The 21,104-nt window shown below is 47.1% G+C and carries 20 protein-coding genes; 5 read left to right on the forward strand and 15 right to left on the reverse strand.

All coding sequences use genetic code 11. From position 1 onward, the window contains the following. Positions 1 to 83: 83 nt before the first annotated feature. Together ACPW7J_RS11260 and ACPW7J_RS11265 are read right to left on the reverse strand one after the other, a co-directional pair. On the reverse strand, positions 84 to 365 hold the full coding sequence (locus tag ACPW7J_RS11260; protein WP_161874607.1) for a 4Fe-4S dicluster domain-containing protein: 282 nt from the start codon (positions 363 to 365) through the stop codon (positions 84 to 86). Beyond that, a complete protein-coding gene (locus ACPW7J_RS11265) occupies positions 365 to 2,299 on the reverse strand; it encodes an FAD-dependent oxidoreductase (RefSeq protein ID WP_161874606.1) in 1,935 nt (644 codons plus the stop codon). The genes ACPW7J_RS11260 and ACPW7J_RS11265 overlap by 1 nt, the downstream gene beginning before the upstream one ends. A 201-nt stretch (positions 2,300 to 2,500) precedes the next feature. Here ACPW7J_RS11265 and ACPW7J_RS11270 point away from each other — a divergent pair, with 201 nt between their 5' ends. Beyond that, positions 2,501 to 3,178, forward strand: a complete 678-nt coding sequence (locus ACPW7J_RS11270; RefSeq protein WP_161874605.1) for a GntR family transcriptional regulator — start codon at positions 2,501 to 2,503, stop codon at positions 3,176 to 3,178. A gap of 19 nt (positions 3,179 to 3,197) precedes the next feature. On the opposite strand, the gene ACPW7J_RS11275 is transcribed toward ACPW7J_RS11270, so the two are convergent. The 7 genes from ACPW7J_RS11275 to ACPW7J_RS11305 form a co-directional block, all read right to left on the reverse strand. Then, on the reverse strand, positions 3,198 to 3,794 hold the full coding sequence (locus ACPW7J_RS11275) for a recombinase family protein (protein ID WP_161874604.1): 597 nt from the start codon (positions 3,792 to 3,794) through the stop codon (positions 3,198 to 3,200). Between the two features lie 124 nt (positions 3,795 to 3,918). Continuing rightward, entirely contained in the window at positions 3,919 to 5,421 is a 1,503-nt protein-coding gene (locus ACPW7J_RS11280) for a carboxypeptidase M32 (RefSeq protein WP_424959523.1), read from the reverse strand. Between the two features lie 64 nt (positions 5,422 to 5,485). Further along, on the reverse strand, positions 5,486 to 6,421 hold the full coding sequence (locus ACPW7J_RS11285) for a DNA/RNA non-specific endonuclease (protein ID WP_424959522.1): 936 nt from the start codon (positions 6,419 to 6,421) through the stop codon (positions 5,486 to 5,488). Then, entirely contained in the window at positions 6,418 to 6,855 is a 438-nt protein-coding gene (locus ACPW7J_RS11290; protein WP_161874602.1) for a ribonuclease Z, read from the reverse strand. The genes ACPW7J_RS11285 and ACPW7J_RS11290 overlap by 4 nt, the downstream gene beginning before the upstream one ends. Positions 6,856 to 7,237: 382 nt before the next feature. Then, positions 7,238 to 8,500, reverse strand: a complete 1,263-nt coding sequence (locus ACPW7J_RS11295; RefSeq protein WP_424959521.1) for a Sapep family Mn(2+)-dependent dipeptidase — start codon at positions 8,498 to 8,500, stop codon at positions 7,238 to 7,240. 20 nt (positions 8,501 to 8,520) lie between these two features. Then, complete coding sequence (locus ACPW7J_RS11300; protein ID WP_161874600.1) at positions 8,521 to 9,819, reverse strand: amidohydrolase family protein; 1,299 nt, start codon at positions 9,817 to 9,819, stop codon at positions 8,521 to 8,523. Between the two features lie 21 nt (positions 9,820 to 9,840). Then, entirely contained in the window at positions 9,841 to 11,031 is a 1,191-nt protein-coding gene (locus ACPW7J_RS11305; protein WP_424959520.1) for a hypothetical protein, read from the reverse strand. A 211-nt stretch (positions 11,032 to 11,242) separates the two neighbouring features. Between ACPW7J_RS11305 and ACPW7J_RS11310 the strand changes: the two genes are divergently transcribed. After that, positions 11,243 to 11,908: a GntR family transcriptional regulator gene (locus tag ACPW7J_RS11310; protein ID WP_161874598.1), complete on the forward strand. Its 666-nt coding sequence runs from the start codon at positions 11,243 to 11,245 to the stop codon at positions 11,906 to 11,908. 67 nt (positions 11,909 to 11,975) lie between these two features. Here the strand turns inward: ACPW7J_RS11310 and ACPW7J_RS11315 are convergent, their stop codons facing one another. The 3 genes from ACPW7J_RS11315 to ACPW7J_RS11325 are packed head-to-tail and all read right to left on the reverse strand — an operon-like array spanning position 11,976 to position 15,849. Next, complete coding sequence (locus ACPW7J_RS11315) at positions 11,976 to 13,352, reverse strand: sodium:solute symporter family protein (RefSeq protein WP_425755248.1); 1,377 nt, start codon at positions 13,350 to 13,352, stop codon at positions 11,976 to 11,978. A gap of 25 nt (positions 13,353 to 13,377) precedes the next feature. After that, positions 13,378 to 14,616: an MFS transporter gene (locus ACPW7J_RS11320; RefSeq protein WP_425755249.1), complete on the reverse strand. Its 1,239-nt coding sequence runs from the start codon at positions 14,614 to 14,616 to the stop codon at positions 13,378 to 13,380. A gap of 36 nt (positions 14,617 to 14,652) precedes the next feature. After that, on the reverse strand, positions 14,653 to 15,849 hold the full coding sequence (locus ACPW7J_RS11325; RefSeq protein WP_425755250.1) for an amidohydrolase family protein: 1,197 nt from the start codon (positions 15,847 to 15,849) through the stop codon (positions 14,653 to 14,655). A gap of 266 nt (positions 15,850 to 16,115) precedes the next feature. Here ACPW7J_RS11325 and ACPW7J_RS11330 point away from each other — a divergent pair, with 266 nt between their 5' ends. Continuing rightward, positions 16,116 to 16,841 (forward strand): helix-turn-helix domain-containing protein, encoded by a 726-nt coding sequence (locus ACPW7J_RS11330; protein ID WP_425755251.1) that lies wholly within the window; start codon positions 16,116 to 16,118, stop codon positions 16,839 to 16,841. Between the two features lie 93 nt (positions 16,842 to 16,934). Here the strand turns inward: ACPW7J_RS11330 and ACPW7J_RS11335 are convergent, their stop codons facing one another. Genes ACPW7J_RS11335 through ACPW7J_RS11345 form a run of 3 tightly spaced genes read right to left on the reverse strand, consistent with a single transcriptional unit; the run spans position 16,935 to position 19,419 of the window. Next, positions 16,935 to 18,380: a M20/M25/M40 family metallo-hydrolase gene (locus ACPW7J_RS11335; protein ID WP_425755252.1), complete on the reverse strand. Its 1,446-nt coding sequence runs from the start codon at positions 18,378 to 18,380 to the stop codon at positions 16,935 to 16,937. Positions 18,381 to 18,383: 3 nt separating this feature from the next. Further along, the gene (locus tag ACPW7J_RS11340) at positions 18,384 to 19,208 is read right to left on the reverse strand and encodes a carbon-nitrogen hydrolase family protein (protein WP_425755253.1); all 825 of its coding nucleotides are present in this window, start codon (positions 19,206 to 19,208) and stop codon (positions 18,384 to 18,386) included. Positions 19,209 to 19,224: 16 nt separating this feature from the next. Then, positions 19,225 to 19,419, reverse strand: coding sequence for a hypothetical protein (locus tag ACPW7J_RS11345; RefSeq protein ID WP_425755254.1), 195 nt, complete (start codon positions 19,417 to 19,419; stop codon positions 19,225 to 19,227). 194 nt (positions 19,420 to 19,613) lie between these two features. Here ACPW7J_RS11345 and ACPW7J_RS11350 point away from each other — a divergent pair, with 194 nt between their 5' ends. Further along, on the forward strand, positions 19,614 to 19,991 hold the full coding sequence (locus tag ACPW7J_RS11350) for a RidA family protein (protein ID WP_425755255.1): 378 nt from the start codon (positions 19,614 to 19,616) through the stop codon (positions 19,989 to 19,991). A gap of 2 nt (positions 19,992 to 19,993) precedes the next feature. Then, on the forward strand, positions 19,994 to 21,094 hold the full coding sequence (locus tag ACPW7J_RS11355) for a threonine synthase (protein WP_425755256.1): 1,101 nt from the start codon (positions 19,994 to 19,996) through the stop codon (positions 21,092 to 21,094). Positions 21,095 to 21,104: the final 10 nt, after the last annotated feature.

The raw sequence follows: 21,104 nt of genomic DNA on the forward strand, positions 1-21,104 counted from the left end.
TTTTGCGTTTTCCATAGGAATCATATCATTTCCTTTCCTGCCAACGAAAAAAAGAACCCTACGGTCCTTTTTTTCTCATGCATTTATTTCGCTTCCTTCACAGGTACAAACTTTGCTTCGTTCATGAGCGGATGCTGCAGCTTGATCGCTCCTTTGATAGGACATTCCATGACGCAGGCGCCGCAGTACCAACATTCGCCCGGGTACATGACAATCGGATGCTCCCCTTTGTTCACACTGTGTACCAACACGTCGACCTGGCACACATCGGCGCAGCGGTTGCAGCCGATGCACAGCTCCTGATTGTAAATAATCGGTCTTGCACTACTGGTTACAACGGATGTATATAATTCTTTCTTTTCCATTATTTTGCACCCCCTATATAGTCCTGATTCCTCTTTTCATATTCTTCCTTCAGGTTGCCGAAGTAATCGTGCTCTACGATGCCCTTCACAGGTTTTCCGTCTTCCATTCTGATGGTAATGAAGTGACGGTCTTTCTCCGGATCCATTTCCGGATAATCGCTTCTCTCAAAGCACAGCGGCGCGGAGCTCGACTCTCTCATAAGGCAGGCGTTTAAAATCAGCTTTGCCACTTCCAGAATATCTAAAACCTCGTGGGTTCTCATCAAATCGTGCGGTGTAACAGCGGACAGCTGCGGTACTTTGTCACGCTCATAGCTTTCCAGAAGGTCAAGTCCTTCTTTCAGAAGATCCGCACATTTCACACCGCCGCAGTAATTCTGCATCGCTTTGGAAATCGCCATATTCAGTTCCCGCCAGTTCATGCCGTCTTCATTTGCAAGGGGCGCGTACAGACGCTCCATCTCAGCATCGATTTCCGCCTGCTTTGGCTCTGCATAGTCCACCTTGTCCGCGTGGTCAGCCGCTTTTCTACCTGCATAGTAGCCTGTGGCACTGGCGTAACCGCAGCAGTCGGATGCAAAGAGCTGATCTCCCGCTGCATAGATACCATCAATATTGGTCATCAGATCCCAGTCGTGCATGATGCCGCCCGGCGCGCCGAACAGCTGCCTTTCCTGGGTCAGGAACGCCGCAGACTGCCAACCTGTACCATAGCTTTGCAGTGCGTGCTTTGCCGGATCGAAGCCTCTTTCCGTATAATTCTGCAAAATAGGAATTTTGGTCTTTCCTTCTTCGCCGACCATCATGCCCCAGATCACCTTCCGTTCCATTTCCGGCATTCTGGACAGATCCGCGTAGAACGGCAGCTGATAGCCTCGTTTCATCAGTTCGTCAAAAGGCATGGTTTCCGGTCCTCTGTATTCGTATTTCGGCTCGTCGATGACGCCACCCTTTAGGAAAAATTTCTGACCCTCTACCGGATAATACCGCTCAGACACTGTTTTCAGCACATTGCCGTCTCTGTCCAAATACGGAATTTCCACGCCTCTGGCATCGACCATGGTTGCCGCGTACCAGGTATTGTGGTTATTGCCTGCGCCGTAAGGCGGAAAGCTTCTGCCGGAAGCGGAGAACTCACCTTTTACAGACTTTTCCATCATGGTAAATTCCATACCGGCTCTGGCGCCCATAGCGTGACCGCTGCCGATACTCTGCATCGGACGGAATTCACAAAGCCCCACAAGGTCAGGATTGAACAGCCATACGCGGGCAGGTCTCGACATGCACAATACCGTAGATTTTGCCTTAAATACGTGGAACTTTCCGGTGCGCACATTCATGCCCATGGCGCCGATGCCCCGCTTCTTACCGTTTTCCACTGTAGTCAGAAGGGCAGTCGCTTCCGTTCTGTCAAAAATTCTGACCCCCAACTTTTTGCACTGTTTGTACAGCGCCGGTTTAAAGGTAGAACCCCAGACACGCAGGGTGAATTTGTTCTTATAATCATAGGCGAACATCAGCTTTGTTTCCGCGTCGCGAAACTCCGCGCCTGCAAATTCATCTTCGGTATCTCTGATTTTACCGCCAAAGCTTTCCAAATCCAGAAGCCGGTCATATCCTTCCCGGCATTCAATGTAATGGGCGATGCCGTTGCTGTAGTGGCTTTGTTCGTCTACATAAGCATTCGCGATTTCCTCTGGCGTTACCTGGGAGCACGGATTGGTGCACGCAGATTCCCAGTGGTCAAAACCAGTTCCGGCGCTGCCGCTTCGGATCGTCGCTCCTTTTTCTACCAGAATGACTGATTTTCCTTTTCTCGCTGCCGCAATCGCTGCGAAACAGCCGGCAAGACCGCCACCCAGCACCAGGACCTCCGCTTCGTCCGTCTGCACGCCGCCAATTTCATTTGCATAAGGCCATTTATATTCTTTCATGATTGACTTCTTCTCCTTCCGACGATTTATTTTGCAAAATTTATTTCTTTTTTATAAAATATCACAAACCGGCGCAAAAATCAATAGTTTTGCATGGATTTTGCAAAATTTATTTTTATATTGCAACTCGATTGATTTTCATTAAGTAATATGATAAAATAAAATATCGTAATTTTGGATTTTATTGCCAGGAGGATTTTAATGGGAACGAAAACAACTTTAGCAGAACAGATCTACCAGGAGCTTTTCCACGATATCACCACCCAAAAATTGATATTTGGTCAGAAATTGACCTTACAGGATCTGAAAACCCGCTTTCAGGTCAGCCAGACGCCGGTGCGGGAAGCCCTGACAAGACTCATAGAGGATGGTCTTGTTAATTACTATTCCAATCTAGGCGTTGCCGTAACCCAATTCACCAGCTCAGATATTCGCGAGCTCTACCAATGCATCAGCGAATTCGATGCCCTTGCGATTCTTTTCTGCAAAAATGCCTTTACTACAGCGCCGCTGATTTATGAACTGGAAAACATCATCACCGCCGGTGATCAATGTCTGGCAAAAGGCGATTTGAAGGGCTGGAGTCAAAGTTCTGATGACGCGCACACTGTATTTTACCGTCACGCACAGAATCACTATCTGGACGACGCAGCCAAAAGACTGCGGGCGAAAATTCAGGTATTTGCCAACATGTACTACTTTGATGATCCGGTTCATGCAGAGAACATTCACAGAGGGCACACAGAAATTCTGGAAAATATCAAAGCCGGCGATTTTGCAGAAGCCGCAAATGTCATGCGTCTGCATCTGCACTACAATATGGTCTATGCCCTCAACGCCTACGAGGCTGCGCCGAAAGCAAAAGATACGCTCAAATAGAACGTATCTTCCTTCTAATTCATTCACCTCTTGCCCAACGAAGAAAGGTATCCTGTGCAATACCAAGCTTCTGCGCCGCCTCTCTGGAGGTGATCACATGCCGATCCCAATCCTGTTTTATTTGACCAAAGCAGGGCGGGATTTCTTTACGCGGTCTCCCAAATCTTACCCCTCTCAGTTTTGCCGCGGCAATTCCCTCCATCTGACGCTTCTTAATATTTTCGCGCTCTGTCTGCGCCACATATGAGAGGATTTGCAGCACCAGATCCGCCACAAAGGTTCCTGTCAAGTCGCGGCCGTTCTGACGGGTATCCAACAGGGGCATATCCAACACCACTACATCCGCACGCTTCTCCTTCGTAATAATCCGCCACTGCTCTAATATTTCCTCATAATTTCTTCCCAATCGATCAATAGATTTGATCACCAGACAATCGCCCTTCTGTAATTTACGCAACAACAGTTTGTATTGCGGCCGGTTAAAGTCCTTACCACTCAGTTTGTCCATATATATATTCTTCTGTGCCACAGGAAATGCCGCTAGCGCCAGCATCTGCCGGTCTTCATTTTGTTCCTTCGTAGATACTCTAACATAACCATATATACTCTCTCTCATCTTCCAAAAACCTCCCGTCTCAATCTTCCCTCTCATTTTGCTCCCCATGTTGCGGAGATAAAAAAACACCGTACAGACGGATTCCGCTCCATACGGTGGTATACACGATTTAAAGCTGCTTCAATTACAGTTCATATAGCCTTCCAAATTTCTCCTGTAAATACCGGGTATAATATTCTGCATCAAAGGCCGTCCCGCAAACCTTCTCTATCAGCTGCTCCGGGGTATAGATCATGCCATGCTGATAAATCTTCTCTGTGAGCCACCTGCGCACAGGTGTAAAATCCTCAGCTTCACAGCAGCGATCCACGTTTACGTCCTTTTTCATTGTTTCAAAAATCTGCGCCGCATAAGCTGTTCCCAAGGCATAGCTTGGAAAATAGCCAAAATCACCGCCTGCCCAGTGAATATCCTGTAAAACGCCGCTGGCATCATCAGGTACGTCTACACCCAAATACTCCTTGTACAATCTGTTCCATTCCTCCGGTAAGTCTGTCACTTTCAGATCATCACAGAAAATCGCTTTCTCAAGCTCATAGCGAATCAGAATATGCATCGGATAGGTCAGCTCGTCAGCTTCGGTTCTGATCAGCGATGGCGCTGCCGCATTGACTGCTCTATACAGCGCTTCTGTTGTAACACCTGTAAACTGAGACGGGAACAATTCCTTTAGCTTAGGCAGCAACATACCGCAAAAGGATTCGCTTCTTCCAATATAATTTTCCCAGAGGCGAGACTGAGACTCGTGAATAGCTGTACTGGCTCCCTCCCCCAAAATGGAATGGATCAGTTCATTGCCGGTAGATAATTCGTACATGGCATGACCGCCTTCATGAACAACACTATATAAATTGCTGGTCAGGCTGTCAGTCGCATAGCGAGTCGTAATCCGCACATCGAATTTAGAAAACTCCGTAGTAAACGGATGAGCGCTTTCTCCAAGTGCACAATGCGCCCGATCCAGACCCATAATCTCCATAAGCAGCTTCGAAAAGGATCGCTGTCTTTCCACATCAAAAGGTCCTGTGAGAAAAGCCATATCCGGCTGCCCTTTTTCCACAATCTTTGCGATCAAAGGGGTCAATTCATCCTTCAGTGTGTCAAAAAAGGAGTCCATATCCTGCCTATTCATTCCGCGCTCATAATCATCCATCAAAGCGTCATACACGTCCTTTTCCGGAGCAACGCTGGCTGCATACTGCTTCTTCATTTCGATCAGCTTTTCCAGATGAGGTACAAAGGCCGCAAAGTCATTATTCTTTCTTGCTTCCTGCCAACAGGCTGTAGCCCTGCTAACAGCGGCCTCCATGGCCATAACGTCTTCCTTAGGCACACGTAAAAGCCGCTCCTGCTCACGCGAAAGTTCTTCTACCTCTCTGCTAGTCTGCAAATCCAAATGGGATTCTTCCTCTTTTAAATCTTGCAGCAACTGCTGAATCTCTGGTGCTGTCCGCAAACTATACTCCTCGCCGCTGAGAATTTCCAGCGTACTGCTGAGATAATCTGCTCCGCCTGACGGCATAGCAGTTGAACTGTCGTAATTAAGCAAATTCATAGCATGCTTATATGCCCTCAGCTTTTTCTGGTGTTCCTGAAGCCGTCCAATCTTTGTTTCTAATTTTTCCATGATTCCCTCCCTGTTTTGCATATTTATCTTTTCCGTTTCTACATTTATATATACGCCGCGTCAGCTATTGTTTGGCTTTTCTGTAACCGGCCTTCTGCGCTTCTTCCTCTGATTCAAATAGAATCAGGTTCTTTGAATCTGCCATATCCTCATAGGCTCTTTGCCCTGGACAATGGTACACCTTGGAACGGGAATTACCCCTGATTTCGCCATCAGTGTTCTCGCCGGCATCCTTTGGAATCGCCAGGTCGTTGCTGCCGTCCGCATAATCAATCATCACTCCAGACTGAACATTATGTACAAAGACATTGAAACAAATGCTTTCTCCCTCATCCTCCACGGACCATCCTTCCATCAGAACCCCTCGTGCTACTAACTCATCCCCGATAAATACAGGTGTTACGCGGTAAAGTACATGCCCCCCTGTTTCCTGCACGTAGTCGGCAACCAGATTTTCAAAAGGCAGCATTCCCTGCACATTCATATACCGAGTCCCTGTAATCAGGTTCTTCTCGTTGGCATTTTCGGCGGTCAGCTGATAACCCAGCAAATGACAGCGGTTATACAGATATTTTCCATCTATAAAGTCATACTTAGATGTAACCCAGCCGGTGGGTTTTACAGATCCGATACTACCCCTTTTTTCTGTAGGCATCAGCTCGCGGCACACATTGGCATAGCAAACACCGCAGCGTCCCAGCCGGTCCAGATCGCTGTACTCCTCAAAAGCGTCCTCTGTCATATCCGCCTTATTAAATTGCGGCACGTTATCATTAACAGCAGTGTATGGCTTTCCCTCATATTTTGGCAGGTCTTCTAAAGTAAATGTGCCAAATTCCCCAGTAAACGACAGTCCTTCATCCTGCTGAAACCCTTGCATATCTCTTTCGTCGCAGCCGGTCATTGCAAGACTGCTGCCGAAACAAAGGAGCGCGGTCAGAAGTATGATGCCCGCTCGTCTCAATCCTGATTCTTTCATCGTGAATTTCCGCTTACTCATTGTCTCCCCCTTCTATACACTTCTTCAGTAATTTTCTCATGAGAATAGCCAGCAAAAGATGTACTTTCGCAAAGCAGCCAGTCGGATGCATGTGTTCCGTTCGCAGGCAGCTTAAGCCATGTGTCCGCCGGATACACTTTGTCCCATCGGTAAATAACGATAGCTTCTATATCTTCCCTATCTGCCGCCTGTGCCAGCGGACAATCTTCAACAAAACAATATGCCGCCCTGGCCTCCGCCAGCGGATTGCCGCAGATTTCTAATTTTCCGTCCCATTCATCTTCCATAAATTGTTTTGCGGAATACGACGTTACATATAACTTCTCTCTGCCGATTCTGCGGAGAATTCTCTTTCGAAGCTCCCTGTCCTGGCTCTGCCTGCGTCCATTGAAGAAAACCCCGCTTTCCATATCCGCGCACAATAAGATTTCCATCTCTTGCCTTTTCCTTTCTCTGCATTCTCTTGCTACATATATTTAACCATTAAAAGATTGTTCACGTCAAGAGGTATCGTGGCACACTTCATGGCTAAACGCACAAAACGTAAAGTTCTGCAATTCATATCATTTGGAACTGATTGGGCTGCCCATTTTGACCTTTTTGATTGAAATGCGAAGCCACCCTTTTCTGCATCAGCGCGGATAGACGAAAGCTCCTGCCATTTGGTTTCATGCTATTACCGTATGGCGCGCTCCAGGACAGGCATATGAAAAGGAAAACTTTGCGCCGTGAACTAGTGTTGAGACTACATTAAAAAAACAAGGCTTGCCGGCATTCTCCTACCCACAAGCTTTGTTCTTAAGAAAATAGGTACTATCAAACCTTCATGCGCAGGAGATTTTCAAGGGCAGCCTTGTAAATCCTCTGCAGCTTCAGGAGATTTTCCACTGTCATATTTTCATTTCCTTCATGTTCTGTATCAGTCACCCCTGGAAAACTCGGTCCAAAGGCGACGATATGTTCCATAGACCGGGCATAAGTCCCGCCTCCCGCCACCATGGGCGGCGTCATATCGCCTGTGACCGATCTATATGCGCCAAGCAAGGCGCCGACCACCGGTCCTTCCGCATCCATATATACCGGCTTCATGCCATAAGGACTGCTGACCGAAATGCCATAGTCCGCGGCAGCCACAGAAATCCGCCCTAGTAAATCCTCCCCGGAAAAGGTAACCGGATACCGCACATCCAGAGTCAGCTTGAGCACGCCGTCCTCAGCGGAAATCAAACCAGCATTCATGGAAAGTCTGCCGCTGGCTTCGTCCCTTACGTTGCAGTTCATAAATTCCCCGCAGTAGCTGTCCCCGATCAGTGCGTGATACGCCTTTGCAAAGGCTGGTGCATCCGTAGCGGCAGCTAGTTCGGACATCAGCTTCGTAATCGCATTTTCTCCTTCCCAGGGCATGCTTGCGTGTGCCGATTTTCCAGTTGCCGCATAAGTCTTTCCACGGACTACCGCACTGCAGTGATCCGCTACCATATTGGGCGCATTACCCCCGCAAACGCTTTCAAATCCGCTTTCATCAAGCGGCATGGAAAGCTCCACCAGCATGATGCCCTTTTCTCCGTAGACAGCTGGAAACGCGCCGTCCGGTGTAAAGCCGTAATCCGGCAGTTCTTCCGCTTCTTTATAGGCTTTGATGTCGTACCAGTTGCCCGTTTCCTCATCCTGTCCGAAGATGATTCGGATTCGTTTCGTTAGCGGCACGCCGCTGTCCAATAATTCCTTCATGGCAAAAATGCACGCCATGGCAGGTCCCTTGTCATCCTGCACCCCGCGGCCGTAAAGCCTGTCATTAGCTTCTGTTCCTGCAAAGGGCGCATAAGTCCAACCGCTTCCTGCCGGCACCACATCCAAATGTGCCAGAATGCCGATGAGTTCTTCCCCCTGTCCGATCTCGGCAAACCCATAGCGATAATCCGCGTTTTTCGTCCGAAAACCAAAGCTTTTGCAGAGATCCAACGCATAATCCAGCGCTCTGGCAGGTCCCTGCCCAAAGGGATATTTCCCCGTCAAATCTCCTCCGTTATCCTCCGCGATACTTTCGATCGCCAGAAGTCCTTTTAATGCTTCAATCATCTTCTCATTTCCTCTACCTTCTATGCATCCTGATAGATGCTGAATTTTCTGTTCTGCCGCAGGGCACCAAGCGCTTCTTTCGTAAAATACCGCTCACCCTGCATCAATCCTGCAATCTGCCGGACTGCTTCAATGTGTTCCAGCGGATTTTCAGAAAGAATCAAAAGCTCCGCCGGACTTCCTTCTATCGCCTGACCCAACTTTGCGTCGCCCCGGTAAAACATCGCTGGATTTACCGTCGCTGTCTTCAGCGCTTCATAATTAGAAATGCCGCTTTCCGCCAGACAACTGAGTTCAATCTGCAAATCCACGCCCGGCAGCAGACCATCGATACCGCTGTCGGTACCTGCCAGAATCAATCCGCCCTTTTCGTGGAAGGTCTTCATGATATGGTGATAATATGCCATACCTCTTCTCTCTACCGGACGACGATTCGGTTCCGTCTTGTAGACCTCCTGCCTGCGCTGTCCGCACTTTCTCCATTCCTCTCTTTCATCCGAAGGACAAAGGGACAAAAGCGCCTGATATTCCGGACTTTCTTCATATCTTGCCAGTTTCACCTTTTCCACCGCATAGGTCGGATCCAGCGCAATCTGATGCGCCGCCAGATATTCCATTAACGTGTCGTCAAGACCCGCCACATGTTCTACCGCCGCCTGTCTGATTGTAAAAGGCTTCCCGGCGATTTTTTCTTCATTGGAAAAATCCATCAAATGTCCGACGATGAGAATGCCTTGTTTTTCAGCTTCATCGCAGGCTGCGTAATAAGCTTCCGGGCACAGATTGTTATAGACCTTTACAAAATCATACCCTGCCTCTTTGATATAGCGGACTGCCCGCCTTGCAGTCTCTGCATCTTTTGCTTCTATGATTCCATCGAGCCTCAGCAGATCAGAATAGACTTCCTCAAGAGGAAGCGCCGCTTCTGACCTGCCGTACTCCATCACCGAAAGGAATTTAGCTGTACCGTCGATAATCGGGCCTGCCGTAATCAGCCGCGGACCAATGCGGCTTCCCTCTGCCAACTCTTTTCGCCAGCGAAGGGCTCTCGCCACGCCCATGTAGTTGCAGATGGTCGTCACGCCGTAGGACAAATACCATGGAAAATCCGCCGGTGTGATACAGTGCACATGGCAGTCTGTCAGCGCCGGCATTACATACTTTCCCGTGCCGTCAATGACGCTCGCCCTTTGATCAAAGGCAATCTGTCCTGCCTGCGCGATGTGCCGGATGATTCCGGCGTCTATGACGATATCCACCCCCGAAAGGACGCGCTCTGCATCCATGGGGAGTAAGTTTGTATTTTGAATGATGTACATAAATTTCCTCTTTCCTGCGCATTACAGGAAGCTGACGATGATACCTGCCAGAAGTCCTGTTACAAGAGAAATGGTGACAACACCGGAGATGATAATCTTTGGCTCATAGTATGCTTTCAGGGCTGCTGCATCCTCATCACTGATTTCTGCTTCCGCGCGAACTGCCGCAAGGGCTTCATCCGCAACCTTCTGAGAAGGCGGATAACCGACCATGCAGCCGATACTGATGGAGAATCCTTCATAGAGATCCACCTTGAACAGCTTCGATACGATGAAGCCGGAAATGATGCAGCCGATGATACCAAATGCAATCAATACGACAAAGTTCAGTGCAACTGCGCCTACATCGCCCAGGTTCAGTTCCAGGAACGCGCTGCAGACAACGACAAACATGATGCCGAACATCAGCGGCGCCAGACCTGCCTTTGCCAGACAATTGTGCTCCAAAAGTCCCAGTTCAGCAAAGAGGAATCCTAAGAGGATATACCACAGATATGCGCTGAGGGTAGTCAGGTCATACAGCTTCGCTGACAAGAAGCAGATGATACCCAGCATCAGAAATACGTAATAGAAACTGTTCTTGATTTCCTCCGGAATGCGAATCAGCGTTTTCGCTTTATTGTCCTCGGCATTGCTGTTGGCTGCAAGCTTTGGAATATTGCCTTTTTCGATTCTAATCCTCATACTCTTTCTCATGGAAATGACACTGAGCGGATAGCCAAAAAGAATCTGCATATTCATCAGACACAACATCAGCGCGATCATCTTTTCGTGACCGTCTCCCAGTTCCTGCAGATGCGTCAGGAAAATCAGACCTGCCTGTCCGCCGCCGGCAACCTCCACCGCACCGTAAATGGCAGTACGTGGATCCATGAATACAAACCCTGCCGCAAGACCGAGGCCCAGAATACATGCTACCGCAATCAAAGCAGTCACAACGGTTTTGCCTTCGCCTTTGATACTGGAAACCGACATGGTCGTGCCAAAGCCCGCCAGTACAAAGGGCAGACCGAAGGAATAAACCATCGGCGCGAAACCTGCTTTGTCAAACAGATCGGCCGGCAGAATGTGGAGCTGACCTCCGAGAATAATAAGCGCTACCATAAAGATAACCAATTCCGGCACCTTATAGCGGGTTACCTTGCTGATTAGCTGACAAACCACATAAATGCCGCAGATCATAACGACTGATAAAAAAACTTCTGCTGTCATTTTTCTTTCTCCTTTTTCTTTTTTCTCCGCAGGACGACAAACCCTGCGTGATTTTTCTCTATCATACCACATGTATTTTATATAATCAAGAACTATTTTATAATTTTCAGTTTTTTATAATCTTTTAATTCTTTTTATAAGATTACCTGTTTACTTTTACCAATATTTTTTGTAAAATAGAAACAGAACTATAAAAAAAGGATTTACGCATATGAGAAATACCAAAGAAACTTTATCTGAAAAAATATATCAAAATATTTACGACGACATCACCCAGCGCAATCTGTCCTGCGGACAGAAGCTGACACTGAAAGCGCTGGCGCAGGAGTACGACGTCAGCAACACGCCCATTCGCGAAGCGCTGTCGCGTCTGTCAGAAAACGGTCTGGTAACCTACTACTCCAACTGCGGCGTCAAGGTCATCGACTTTTCGGAAGCTGATATTCAGGATCTGTTCCGCTTTGTCAGCGAGCTGGACGCCCTGTCGGTGCAGTATTGTGAAACCTATCCCATTCGCGACGCCTTTCTTCACGAGCTGCGGGGCATTGTAGAAGCCGGCAACAGCCTCCTTGCGGCAGGCGATTTGACAGAGTGGGACGAATACTCCAAATTTTTCCACAAGACCTTCTACAAATTTGCCCAGAGCCCATGTCTGGATAACGCTGCCGACAAACTCAGGCCGCGGGTGGAACTGCTGTCTTACTTGTATTATCCGCAAATCAGCCGGGAAAAAGTCAACGAGGATCATAACCGGATTTTTCAGACCATCTTAGACGGCGACTTTGCCAGGGCAGCCGAGCTGATGCGCGCCCATGTCCAGTACGATATGATCTTCGCAGTGAAAGCCTATGCCGACTATAAAGAAAGTCTGAAATAACACTTCATTTCGTATTACAAAAGAACTCCCTTCCGATGATAAATTTCCGAAAGGGAGTTTATAAATTCTATTCTTTTTTTCTGATAAAGAGACTTAACATCAGCACTGCTGCGCTTATCACCAGACCAACAACATTGGCGGGCAACGCGTTTAGTGCGGCAGTTCTTTCGATCAGATTATATTCCCACAAAAGGCTCACGCTCACAGCAGCAATCATACTGAGCAGCGCCCCAGCTGCTGTAATTTTTGAATTAAGCATTCCCAAAATCAGTGGCAGGAATACCGATACGCTGTAAAACAACCCGGCAATATAGATCACATCAATGATATTGCTGCAGAACAGGGAAATCAATGTACTTGAAAGTGCTATTAAAAGCAGTATAATTTTGGAGGTACTAACTGCAGCGCTGTTTTCTTCAACCTTCCTTAGCGGCTTCCACAAATCGTTGATAATCAGCGTTGTTGTTGCATGAAGAATGGAAGTACCTGTCGATATGGTCGCGGCAAAGAGTCCTGCCATCCCAAGACCAATTATACCATGTGGCAGAAAGGATTTGAGCGCTTGTGCAAATACCGTATTGGTATCGGTAATCCCTGGGATTTTTACAGAAGCACAAATACCAATCAAACCGATCATAACAGAAATCGCAAAATAAAATCCTGCTGTGAAAAAAGCGCCAAATCTTGCCGTTCCTTCATTTTTCGCCGCCGTCATGCGCTGAATGTAATTCTGATTCGTAGAATAAGAAAGCATGCACAGAACAAACCATGAAAACGGCTTCCAAAATCCGAGGCGGCTCAGGCTGAATGTCTCTGCCGGAAGACCTGCTTTTATGACTTCAATTCCCGCGCCGGAATACAGCATTGCCACTAGTAAACAAAGTACCGACGCAATAATAATCACAAACAGCGTTGCATCCGTATTTACAACCGATCGAAGTCCTCCGCTCGTCAGAATAATCACAAGCAGTACACTGATAAAAAGTGACAGATGCATACTGATACCTGTAATTGTATACAGGGTCGTGCACGCAATGGTAAACTGCACAGATAAGGAAGCAAAATTCGTGAACACATGCATCACTATGGCAAAACATTTGACAGCAGGAGAGTATCTTTTTCCAAGATATTCCGGCACCGTTGTGCTATTCATCTTATGAATTTTTTCTGCAAGGAATAAACCAACCAGAAAGAAGGCTGGCGCCGCTGCAAGATTCCACCAGATTCCGCTCATTCCAACTACATAACAGTATCCAATTGCACCCACCAGTCCGCTTCCGCCAAAGTCTGTAGCCGCCATAGAAAATCCTGCCTGTAATTTATTAATGCCTTTTCCTGCCATCAAAAACTCTGCCGCTGATTTATCCTTTTTTCCTGACAACCAGCCTATGAGCAATACTGCTGCGACAGTAACAGCCAAAACAACATAATCTAACCCATTCATCTTTTACCTCCGGCGCTGCAGAAGACTATGCTTCAACCTGACTTTTTTCTAATTGCATGGAAAACACTCCATGCTTTTTCTCATACACGCCCAGCAGAATTGCACAGACAATAACCAGTACAAGGCCTGCGATAAAAAGCCAGATAATATTTCTGTATCCATCCACGCCATATTGGTCAATCCATCTTCCGCAAAGGGTATAAAGCCACAAGTCTGTCGAATAGCCTACGGCAGAAGCGATTCCCATGGCAGTTCCTGTGATCTCAAAAGGCATTTTCGCTTCAGGAATCGGCGTATATAAGCCCGAACGAGAGCCCGCCAATACAACAACCATTACAACCGCCACAATAACCGCAATCGTCTTTGATGCAGGCTCCTGCGGAATAAACAGGAATACGGCGGAAATTATAATTAATGCGCCTGCAAAGATTGTTAAAAACTTCGGCGTTTTCCATTTGTCTAAAAGCAAGCCGCACGCGGGCGACATGAACAATCTGAGAATTGTTCTGTTCGCAATCGTAAGTCCGGTTCCGAAAGCAACCGTCGTTCCGAAAACAGTAGAAAGATACGGATTTAGATAGCTTGTTCCTGTCACCATGATAAACAGTCCCATCACAATAAATCCATTGAGCCATGTTACAGGATGCTTGAAAGCTTTTCCAACCATTTTCAAATTGAATTCATTGGACTGCTTGTTTTCCTCTACATCTTTCAGCGCTACCATGATAATAAGCGCTACTAATACCAGAATTGCCGCATATACACTTGTTACAATTCTAAAATTGCTGATTGATCCAAGAGCTGCCAGTATTCCGTAGCTGGTAATGGCCCCTGCAATCGCATAACACATTTCAAAGAAACCAAAAATCTTTCCTTCTTCATTTTCCCCTGCCTGCGCTCTGATCAACTTCAAAAATGCAGACCAGTGAATAAATGTAGTCGAAATACCAAAGCCTAAGTAACACACCAATAAAATTGTATATCCGCTGATAAAGCTCATGGCAAATCCACATGCTGCAGTCATAAGCTGTGAAATAATAATCAGCTTCTTCGGTGAAAATCTATCCGCCAGCATACCGCCGAACAGATAACCTGGTGTCGCAGTCAGTGAAAACATGCTCAGCAGTAAACCGGCCTGAGTGTTGCTCAAGCTAAACGCCTCAAGAAACTGCGTGTAAAAAGTCGAACTTAGATACGGTAAATTATAGCAAAGACATGATAATGTCAAAAGAAAAATCAAGACATATCTCTTTTTTGCATTCATAATGTGTTCCTCCTCTTAAAAAACATGCAAAATCCTTTAATTAGCAGCTGCCATGCTTCCTTCTTTGAATACATACTTCGGCAAATTCTTCATCACTGTCATATCCTCATCAGGATTTCCATCGATCAGTACAAGATCTGCGTATTTGCCCTTTTTAACAGTTCCGCGCAAGTGGTCTTCGCAGACAATTCTAGCGCTGTTAATTGTAGCTTCTTTCAAGCTCTGCAGATTCGGCTGTCCCATCTCATTTCTCGCAACAAACTCAAGACCTGGGAAGCGCTCAAACATCTGCCTGTCTAAGTCTGTTCCCCACCCTACAAGAACGCCTGCCTCCTCACACATTGCAACACTTTTTGCCATGCTCGCACAAGCTGCTCTGCTTTTTTCCACAAACTCCGGCAAAACGCCTCCTTCATACAATTCTTTGTATAAGGTATATGCGATGGAATAGGTCGGCACTGTTGCGATGAGATCGTTTCTCTTAAGCATCAATTCTACACATTCATCATCAACGTATGAAGCATGTTCAATTGTTCTGATGCCGTTCTTTACAGCAAGCTTAATGCCTTCCGTGCCGTGACAATGGGCGGCAACATAAGTTCCAAGCTTTTCCGCCGCAGATGTGACCGCTCGAATTTCTTCTTCCGTCGTAATCAGTTCTCCCGGAACACCGCCTTCATTGAGAACAGCGCCTGTTACCATGTACTTAATAAAATCTACGCCCTTAGCGACTTCGCTTCTTACAATATGCAGCATATCATCCGGAGAATCCGTTTCCCAATAAAGGGAACCAAAGCTTTCATTTCCCTTTGCCACAGGCGAAATAATTTTTCCGGAGGTAATGATATGCGTACCTTTGACAATGCCTCGATTCACTGCATCTTTTACTGCAATACCTGCGTAGAAATCATTTCCGCAGTCACGAATGGTCGTATAACCATGCTTCAGATAAACACCCGCATATTCCATGCAGTCTACCAGGTATTCATTCTGTCCACGCATCATAGAAGCGTTATAATCCTGATCCTTAAACATCAGATGAGCATGCAGATCAAAGAACCCCGGCAGCAGCGTCATTCCCTGCGCGTCAATCACTTCTGCCGATTCATAGTTTGCAGAACCGGCGGGAAGAATCTCAGAAATATATTTTCCATCTATCACAAGATCCGCCTTTGTTTCATCAAATCCTTCCGTCAGCTGCGGAATCAGTCTACAATTTTTTAGTACAAGCATTTTCTTCTCTCCTTTTTCTTTTCAAAAAATTTCGCTAGCGTTATGATTGTAATCAACATAGCACAAAAAGATTTTTTTCACAAATATTCCGAATTCCCTTTACGATGGAATTTTTATGTTGTAAAATTACTTTTAAATGGAATTCATTCCAGTTATAAATTTCTTTTGCATTAAACTTTCTTATAAATATATATTCATCTTTAATTCCCTGATTTGTGGAATCATCTGCGAAAGAATCAATCCGGTCAAAACAGAAAGGATCTGCTATGAATAGAATGTCAGATATAAACAAAACTGTGGGAGCGCGTATTCGCTATTACAGAAAGGCACGAGGTATTACAATTGTAGATTTAGCGTCGCGTATGCACATCAGCAAATCTGCGATTTCCAAATATGAATGCGGTCAGGTCGCAATCACGCTGGAACAGATTGTTTCCATTGCGAATACTCTGGAACTTGACCCCTTTTTACTGCTCAGCGACAGCTTTCTGCCTGAAAGTCATGAGATTTTCAAACAGGATCCCCCTATCTTAGATGAATCTTTTATAAAATATTACATGTATGGGTTTACCGGTCATGAGAAAGCTTATTTAAGCAAGCATATGCTTCTTTTGGGAGACAAAACCTGCTGCTTATATGGCGAAATAGAGGATGAAGAAAACTATCGCAACTGCAAATACTTCTATGCTGGCAAGCTGCGAACTGACGCTGCTTTTCAGCGGGCATTTCTCACAAATCCTTTAAATCAAGACGATATCATAATACTGGAAAAAATAATCCCCTTGGGAAAAAAAGATTTACAGTTCGCCTTTGGTGTAAGCATGTCAATCGGCACAAATTTCCCGATGGCATTCAAGTGGCTGCTTTCTCAAAGAAAAATTAAAAACCAGGCGAAAATCAAAGAATTACTTGCCCTTTCCACAGAGGATATCAAACGAATGAAAGCCGTTAACGCTTTTTTTGTCGATTTTAAAGACAAGCGGCTTGGCTAGCCCGTTTTCGTTCGTCCATTTTTTCTGGCACAAAAACTCCCTTTGGGCGCAGAAAGCTGCTCCGTCCCAAAGGGAGTTTTTACTTGATTGGATTTATTCTATTTCGGCAAGCATCCGGCACACCAATGCATAAACACGGTGGAAGGACGCCATATCCATCTGTTCCTCCGGCGTATGGAGATTTTCTAAATCCGGTCCCAGCTGAATCACATCCAACTGCAGTTTTCCGTCAAAGAACCAGCCCAGTTCCAGTCCGCCCGGGCAAACTTCCTCCTCCATAGTAAAACCGCTTTCCCGCAGCGTAATCTGATTCGCCAGCTTCCGCAGCGCGGAATCTTTATTGTACGGCCACGGACTATAGCGTGATGCCTGCTGTACCGAGAATCCATACAGCGCTCCAATCATCCTGCAATGTTCCAAAACATGCCGCTCCATACTGAAATGCTTGGATCTTGCCGACATAATCAGCTCTGCGAAACCGTCTTCCACCCTGATCACACCGATGTTGTTCACGGAAGCCGACGCGCCGCCATCTGCCGCATGGAACAAATTGGATGGCATCAAATATACCAGATCCAGCACCGCCCTGCTGTCACTTGCAGACAACACATTCCCCGGCGCATCCATACAAGACGCTGCCGTCAATCTGCCCAGATACCGTTCATCCTCAAATTCTTCCATCATCAACGCAAACTCGTGATCCAGAATCTCGGAGAGTTTTGTTTCGTCGCTATCTGTATAGATGACCGCTTTGCTAAAAAACGGATTCTGATTTTCCGCTTTGCCCCCTTCCCAGGATGCAATTTGCAAAGAGATACCAGAAAGGGCCGCCTGCCGCAGTACACGCGCCATCATCTTGATGGCATTGCCGCACTCCTGATGACAAACGCCTTGATAAACGCCCATAGAAAGTTCATCGATGGTGACGGTATGCGCCTTTCCCTGCGGTCTGCACAAATTGTACGCTTTTTTCATCACCAGCCGATCCGAGCAGAAGCAGGAAACAAAGGTCGATCGTTCCGCATCTCCATCCAGTCCAATCATTCTGTCCGCGCTGATTTTGGATTTATCCAGAAGCTGTGCGCCTTCGTTATTGCTCTCCTCCTGCACCGTAAAAATGCATTCCAGCGGCGGATGAAACAGACTATCATCATCCAGAATTGCCAGTATATAACTGACACCGAATCCATCGTCGGCGCCCAGGGTCGTATCCTTTGCGGTCAGAATGCCGTCTGTGAGAACTAGTTCAATAGGTTCCTTTTCAAAGTCATGGCAGCTTTCCGCAGTTTTCGCATGCACCATATCCAAATGGGCCTGCAATGCAAGCGGCGCTTTTCCCTCGCCGCCGGGTCCCGCCGGCTTTTTCACGATGACGTTCCAATGTTCGTCCTGATACACGGAAAGTCCTCTCGCCTCCGCAAAAGAAACAACATAGTCGCTGACGGCTTTTTCCACGCGAATCCCTCTGGGAATGCGGGAAATTTCTTCAAAATATTTTTCAATAGGAATTTGGTGGTTCAATACGTTTTTACAAGTCATCGTTTATCTCTCCTTCTCCCGCAGTTCATAAAGATCTAACCGTCTGTGGGCAAGAAGCGGCAGCTGGCTGCGGATTTGATCAACTTGTGTCAAATCTAAATCATTTATCAGCATCGCCGGCTTTTCCTGCGCCTCTGCAAGCACCTGTCCCCAAGGGGATACCAACAAGGAATGTCCCCATGCCGTATAGCCCGGTCCCTCGTCCCTGGACGGAGAAGTCCCCAAAACAAAAACCTGATTATCAAGAGCCCGGCAGCGAAACATGATTTCCCAGTGGGCAGGACCAGTGGTCATATTAAAGGCAGCCGGCACCAGAATCACCCGCGCCCCCTGCTGCACCATCAGACGGGCAAGTTCCGGAAAACGGAAATCGTAACAGATGCAGAGTCCCATTTTTCCGAATTCAGTATCAAATACCGTAACCCTGTCTCCCGCAGTCAACGTGTCCGATTCCTTGAAGCATTGTCCGCCCTCTACCTGTATATCGAAAAGGTGCATTTTTCTGTGCTTTGCAATCTTTCTTCCCTGCCGGTCAAAGATATAGGCGGTGTTGTACACCTTTCCATCCTCTGAAAGCTCCGGCACGGAACCTGCAGAAAGATAGACCCCGTAACGTCGCGCCAGATCGCTGAGGGCTTGATAGGTTCTCCCGCCTTCTTTCTCCGCATATTTGGGAAAATTTGAAGTCTCATACGGGCAGGAAAACATTTCCCCCGCCGTTACGATATCCGCCTGCTGCGCTGCGGCCTTCTGTATATAGTTTTCCAGCTGCGTAAGATTCTTCGTAATCTCGTCAAAAACCGGAAGCTGTAATTGTGCTGCTCTCATCGCTGACCTCCTATTTCTATTGTAATTTTCCTCTGCATGCGATTTCCAGTTCCCGCTCCACCTGTCCATCCGCGCCGATCAGATAAGCGCGATCATACAGATTCACTACCGGACAAATATGTACCGGCACAATCCGTACCTTGTCACCAATGCTGATTGCGCTGCGAAATGCACTGTCTCTTACTGAGTATTCTGTCGTTATAAATTTCATCTTCCTGTTTCCTTTCTTCTTGGAATCACTTCTGTTTATTTCTTATTTATGTCTATTTTAGCACAGATTCTCCAGAACGCAAGCATCATTTTATAAAATTCAGTTTTTTATATAATTTGCATTGACTTTTTTCCATTTCCATGCTACAACTAAACTACAACTTATTATATAATAGAAAGAAGAAGTGAACTACGATGAAAAAAATTACACTCGATACAAAGGGACACAATCCCGGTCACTATGCACCCGGCATAATTGCCGGCGGCATGCTGTATATCTCCGGACAGCTGTCCTTAGATTTAGACACCAGGAAGGTCTGCACCGGCGATATCAAAGATCACATGCACCTTGCGCTGCACAATGTTGAACGCGTGCTGCATGCCGCCGGTCTCACCAGAAAAGATGTGGTGCAATGCCGCGTTTATCTGATCGATATTGAAAACTGGCAGGCAGCCAATGAGGCATACGCCGAGTTTTTTGGCGAACATACCCCTGCCCGCGTCGTTGTGCCAGTCAGCGATCTGCACTTCGGCTGCCTTGCAGAAATCGAAGCCATTGCGGAGGTGAAATAATCATGCAAGTACAATACGTTTGTTCCAAATGCGGCAAGCTGCAGCCGGTGACCCTGCGCGCGCCGAAATGCGACTGCGGCGGACTGTGGAAGCTGGACTTTCAGCCGCCGGCTTTTGACCTTGACCTGGTTGACAAAACACAGTGGAATCTATTTCGCTATCGAGCATTCATGCCGCTGGCGGACGACACCTGGAAGTCGGTTACCATGGGAGAAGGTATGACCCCCATCATAGATTTTGATGAAGACCTGATGCTGAAAATGGATTACTTCATGCCGACCCTTTCTTTTAAGGATCGCGGCGCGGCAGTGCTTGCAGCTCACTGCGCCAGCATTGGAGTTAAATCCGTCGTGCAGGATTCCAGCGGAAATGCAGGAAACAGTGTAGCTGCCTACTTTGGCAAAATCGGCATCGACTGCGACATCTTTGTGCCGGAAGGTACTTCCCCGGGAAAAATTGACATGATACGCGCCCACGGAAGCCAGGTACACATCATCCCCGGCTCTCGGGATCACTGTGCGGACGTATGCCGTGCGGAAGTCATAAAGGCAGGCAAATATTACGCCAACCACGTCTACAACCCTTTCTTCTATGAAGGAACCAAAACCTACATCTATGAAGTATACGAACAACTGGGCAGAATTCCACAGCACATTTTCGTGCCGCTGGGCAACGGCACCCTGTTCCTCGGCGTCATCTTCGGGCTGGAACATCTGCTGACCAGCGGTATCATCGACAGAATGCCGCAGATCATCGCCATCCAAAGCGAACGCTGCGCGCCTTTTGCGGCGGCGAAAGAAAACGGATATAAAGAACCTGCCCAGGTAGAAGTAAAGCCCACCCTTGCGGAAGGAATTGCCATCGGCAAACCGATGCGCGGCGCAGAAATTCTGGAAAAAATCTACGCATATGACATAGAAATTGTAGAAATCCCTGAGGATTGGATTCTGCCTGCGAGAGCCGCTTTGGCAAAAAAAGGTATCTATTGCGAACATACCACCGCCGGAAACTACGCCGCTTACCAGAAATACTGTCAGATCCACGGCAAAACGCCGGACAGCCTTATTACCATGTGCGGCGCCGGACTGAAATCTGATCACTGAAGCGCAGATC

Source organism: Ihubacter sp. rT4E-8, assembly GCF_049852125.1.
In the GTDB taxonomy this organism is placed as follows: Bacteria; Bacillota; Clostridia; order Peptostreptococcales; family Anaerovoracaceae; genus Senimuribacter.

Bases quoted from the DNA above. Each gene is read 5' to 3' on its own strand.
- ACPW7J_RS11260 (WP_161874607.1), bottom strand. From the start codon at position 365: ATGGAAAAGAAAGAATTATATACATCCGTTGTAACCAGTAGTGCAAGA.
- ACPW7J_RS11265 (WP_161874606.1), bottom strand. From the start codon at position 2,299: ATGAAAGAATATAAATGGCCTTATGCAAATGAAATTGGCGGCGTGCAG.
- ACPW7J_RS11270 (WP_161874605.1), top strand. From the start codon at position 2,501: ATGGGAACGAAAACAACTTTAGCAGAACAGATCTACCAGGAGCTTTTC.
- ACPW7J_RS11275 (WP_161874604.1), bottom strand. From the start codon at position 3,794: ATGAGAGAGAGTATATATGGTTATGTTAGAGTATCTACGAAGGAACAA.
- ACPW7J_RS11280 (WP_424959523.1), bottom strand. From the start codon at position 5,421: ATGGAAAAATTAGAAACAAAGATTGGACGGCTTCAGGAACACCAGAAA.
- ACPW7J_RS11285 (WP_424959522.1), bottom strand. From the start codon at position 6,421: ATGAGTAAGCGGAAATTCACGATGAAAGAATCAGGATTGAGACGAGCG.
- ACPW7J_RS11290 (WP_161874602.1), bottom strand. From the start codon at position 6,855: ATGGAAATCTTATTGTGCGCGGATATGGAAAGCGGGGTTTTCTTCAAT.
- ACPW7J_RS11295 (WP_424959521.1), bottom strand. From the start codon at position 8,500: ATGATTGAAGCATTAAAAGGACTTCTGGCGATCGAAAGTATCGCGGAG.
- ACPW7J_RS11300 (WP_161874600.1), bottom strand. From the start codon at position 9,819: ATGTACATCATTCAAAATACAAACTTACTCCCCATGGATGCAGAGCGC.
- ACPW7J_RS11305 (WP_424959520.1), bottom strand. From the start codon at position 11,031: ATGACAGCAGAAGTTTTTTTATCAGTCGTTATGATCTGCGGCATTTAT.
- ACPW7J_RS11310 (WP_161874598.1), top strand. From the start codon at position 11,243: ATGAGAAATACCAAAGAAACTTTATCTGAAAAAATATATCAAAATATT.
- ACPW7J_RS11315 (WP_425755248.1), bottom strand. From the start codon at position 13,352: ATGAATGGGTTAGATTATGTTGTTTTGGCTGTTACTGTCGCAGCAGTA.
- ACPW7J_RS11320 (WP_425755249.1), bottom strand. From the start codon at position 14,616: ATGAATGCAAAAAAGAGATATGTCTTGATTTTTCTTTTGACATTATCA.
- ACPW7J_RS11325 (WP_425755250.1), bottom strand. From the start codon at position 15,849: ATGCTTGTACTAAAAAATTGTAGACTGATTCCGCAGCTGACGGAAGGA.
- ACPW7J_RS11330 (WP_425755251.1), top strand. From the start codon at position 16,116: ATGAATAGAATGTCAGATATAAACAAAACTGTGGGAGCGCGTATTCGC.
- ACPW7J_RS11335 (WP_425755252.1), bottom strand. From the start codon at position 18,380: ATGACTTGTAAAAACGTATTGAACCACCAAATTCCTATTGAAAAATAT.
- ACPW7J_RS11340 (WP_425755253.1), bottom strand. From the start codon at position 19,208: ATGAGAGCAGCACAATTACAGCTTCCGGTTTTTGACGAGATTACGAAG.
- ACPW7J_RS11345 (WP_425755254.1), bottom strand. From the start codon at position 19,419: ATGAAATTTATAACGACAGAATACTCAGTAAGAGACAGTGCATTTCGC.
- ACPW7J_RS11350 (WP_425755255.1), top strand. From the start codon at position 19,614: ATGAAAAAAATTACACTCGATACAAAGGGACACAATCCCGGTCACTAT.
- ACPW7J_RS11355 (WP_425755256.1), top strand. From the start codon at position 19,994: ATGCAAGTACAATACGTTTGTTCCAAATGCGGCAAGCTGCAGCCGGTG.